Genomic DNA, 2,658 nt, shown 5'->3' with positions numbered 1-2,658 from the left:
ATGTTAGAAACAAACTAATAGCAAGAGTATTTGCTGTTGTTAAGCGAGGAACACCATACGTGGTTCTCCAACAACATGCGGCATAATAAAAAACTATTTTTTATTAGGATTTGATCTTGGAATACGTGTATGGTTAGTTGCGTGTTTAAGCAACTAATTTAGTAAACAAAAACGAACGCGAGAAAATTCCGAAGGAATTTTCCAAGTAGGCAACGACCAAAGCAATTAATTATACACGTTGTTGTAAAACGTTTTTTTAATTCGGCCAAATAGGGTTTTCTCCACTTTTGTCAAATAAATATCCAAATTCAATATCAGTTACTACATCATATTCCACATTCAGAGTTGTCCATTTCTTTTCATTAAAATATGAGTTGAAAGTAAAATAATTTTCTTCATTCCAATGTTCTTTACTCAATTCATATGATTTGAAAACATCTTCGATTTGAATTCCGATAATTGGATTCCCTTTAATTTCAATTTTTGGGTTTGCGACTCTTATGTAGCCTAATTTTCCATTGTATTCAGTATAAAAAGTCAGTCTTAACTTTAGTTCATTGTATTGATAAACGGGATTTTTATCATCGTCATCTTCGTCAATAATAATTTTAGTCGGTTTACCAATTAAATCCAAAATTTGACTTTCAGACATTCCAAATTTGATATCATTAATTCCGACTCCAGGTTTGATTGTCATTTTGTTTTTTTATTTCAATTTACTCAATTCAGTTATTCGTTTTAATGCACTTATAAAATTCTCTTGTTTTTCCTCATCACACCAATCAAATAAATAAATATTATAAGATGTCGTCATTTTGGAAGTCATATTTCTTTTGTCAGAATATTGAATGACAGAGTCTTTTTCAGTCGCTTTAATGTTTATTTGTTTCATTGTGTCTGTCAATGAATGAATAAAATTTATGTCGACATAAACATCTCGCAATGGAAAATTCCACTTCTGAAAGAATTCCGTTTTTGACTTTCCAATAAAGAAAGTTAGAGTAGAATCGTTTGGATTGTATTTAGCTTTAGTATGAACTTCTAATTGATTTGCGTCAGTACATTCAAACATATAGTTTTCAATAATTCCGCCCAAATAAACCATATCAGTACTTTTTTCAATCTTGTCTTTTTCTGAAGTGCAAGAAAGAATTAGTAAAAATGATAGTATGCTGATTGTCTTTTTCAAATGTTTTACAACGTTTATGTGTAAGGAACGTTGCGTGCTTGTGTGCGAGGATTTTCCGAAGGAAAATCAGAAGCTAGCAAACAAAGCAACGACCAAACGGCTTAACTAAAATAAGCAATGTTTTTTACACGGTGTTAGCTTTTAGTGCTTTTTTGTCCGCTTAATATTTCTTTCCGATTTTCTTTTTTCGGTCAGTTTTTAATTCCGCAAACTTGCTAAATTTCCGCAATATTTTTCAATTCCGATTGAGTGAGCAATTTCGCAACTTGCTAAGTTTTGTTTGAGTGAGATTCCGAGTTTTTAATTCAGATTTAGATTCCGTAAACGAGCTTAAAAGTCAGACGCAATTCAATTCAGAGTTTGAGTGAGAATTCAGCGTATTTTTGAAATTGCTCAACCGAGTATTTTTGGTTTTCTAAATTCCGTAAACTTGCTCAAAGTCAGTTTACAATTTTTCAATCTTTATTTTTTGTTCTCTGCCAATTAAGAAGTATAAAATCGCACCAAAAAAGTTTGCAAATAGAACAACTAGTATCCAAACAATTTTATTATTTCCTTTAAATTCACTCTTTAAAATATCTACAAGAGCAATTATTGTCGGTAAAATCCCAAGAAATAAGACTACTAATATCAGAATAATTTGCCAAGGTCCAATCGCTAAAAAATGATTCATAATTTTGTTTTAATTTTATTCATAATTTTTGTTCAGCATTAAAGCTAACGTGTTTGTATATGGTTTGTTGCGTGGTTTAGCACGTAATTTAGCAAATAAAACCGAATAGAAAATCCGCGAGGATTTTCGTAAGTAGGCTAGAACTAGCAATAAATTATATACGGTGTTGCCATTTCGTTGTTTTTCTGAGTTCAGATTATTCTATTAAATCCCGTTTTCCGTCTTTTTATGTTTGAGTGAATTAGGTCAGTTTTTTAATCCGAAAACTCTTTTGATTCCGTTTGAGTGAGCAATTCCGAAACTTGCTAAATTCCGCTTAAAATTTATTCAGCGTTTGAGTGATAATTCAGATTGTTCTATTCAGCCGTTTGTTTTTTATTCCTAAAAATTTTAAAAATCAATGAAGCATTTATAATAAATGCAGGAATTATAAAAACATCTTTAACAGTATTTACTCCAAAAACGTCATATTGTAAAAATATCATCGAAAGGAAAATAATAATTGTCGAAATTATTAATCCAGTTTTTATGTAATTCATATTCTATTTGTTTTAGTTTCGTAAAATTATTCAATTCAGTTATTTATTCCTCTTTTTATAATGAAAAATCAGTTTTTAAAATTTCGATTTTCCGTTTTTGAGTGCGTTCCGCCAATGAATGGCAACGGTCTCCTTTATTTTGATTTATTAATTTAAAAGAAGAAAAGAGGAGAACTAAAACGGTCTTCAAGTTAAAGCCTTATTACACGTACAAGTCCTCTTTTCTTCTTAACTGTTGCATAGAACCAATTGGAATA

3 protein-coding genes are annotated in these 2,658 nt (G+C 30.1%); all 3 read right to left on the bottom strand.

The genetic code is table 11. The features are described 5' to 3' along the window. Nucleotides 1-256: 256 nt before the first annotated feature. The 3 genes from J1D01_RS17275 to J1D01_RS17265 all read right to left on the bottom strand — a co-directional run bounded on the left by J1D01_RS17275 (nucleotide 257) and on the right by J1D01_RS17265 (nucleotide 1,862). Nucleotides 257-697 (bottom strand): hypothetical protein, encoded by a 441-nt coding sequence (locus J1D01_RS17275; RefSeq protein ID WP_421151752.1) that lies wholly within the window; start codon nucleotides 695-697, stop codon nucleotides 257-259. Nucleotides 698-706: 9 nt separating this feature from the next. Next, nucleotides 707-1,189 (bottom strand): hypothetical protein, encoded by a 483-nt coding sequence (locus J1D01_RS17270; RefSeq protein WP_421151751.1) that lies wholly within the window; start codon nucleotides 1,187-1,189, stop codon nucleotides 707-709. 445 nt (nucleotides 1,190-1,634) lie between these two features. Next, nucleotides 1,635-1,862, bottom strand: a complete 228-nt coding sequence (locus J1D01_RS17265) for a PLD nuclease N-terminal domain-containing protein (protein ID WP_379944082.1) — start codon at nucleotides 1,860-1,862, stop codon at nucleotides 1,635-1,637. Nucleotides 1,863-2,658 lie beyond the last annotated feature (796 nt).

The sequence above is a fragment of the Seonamhaeicola sp. NFXS20 genome, from assembly GCF_049132085.1.
Lineage (GTDB): Bacteria > Bacteroidota > Bacteroidia > Flavobacteriales > Flavobacteriaceae > Seonamhaeicola.
Note: the sequence above shows the minus strand (reverse complement) of the source record. Positions and strands in the feature narration are given on the sequence as shown.

Excerpts from the sequence above, each read along its gene's own strand:
- J1D01_RS17275 (WP_421151752.1), bottom strand. The coding sequence starts at position 697 with ATGACAATCAAACCTGGAGTCGGAATTAATGATATCAAATTTGGAATG.
- J1D01_RS17265 (WP_379944082.1), bottom strand. The coding sequence starts at position 1,862 with ATGAATCATTTTTTAGCGATTGGACCTTGGCAAATTATTCTGATATTA.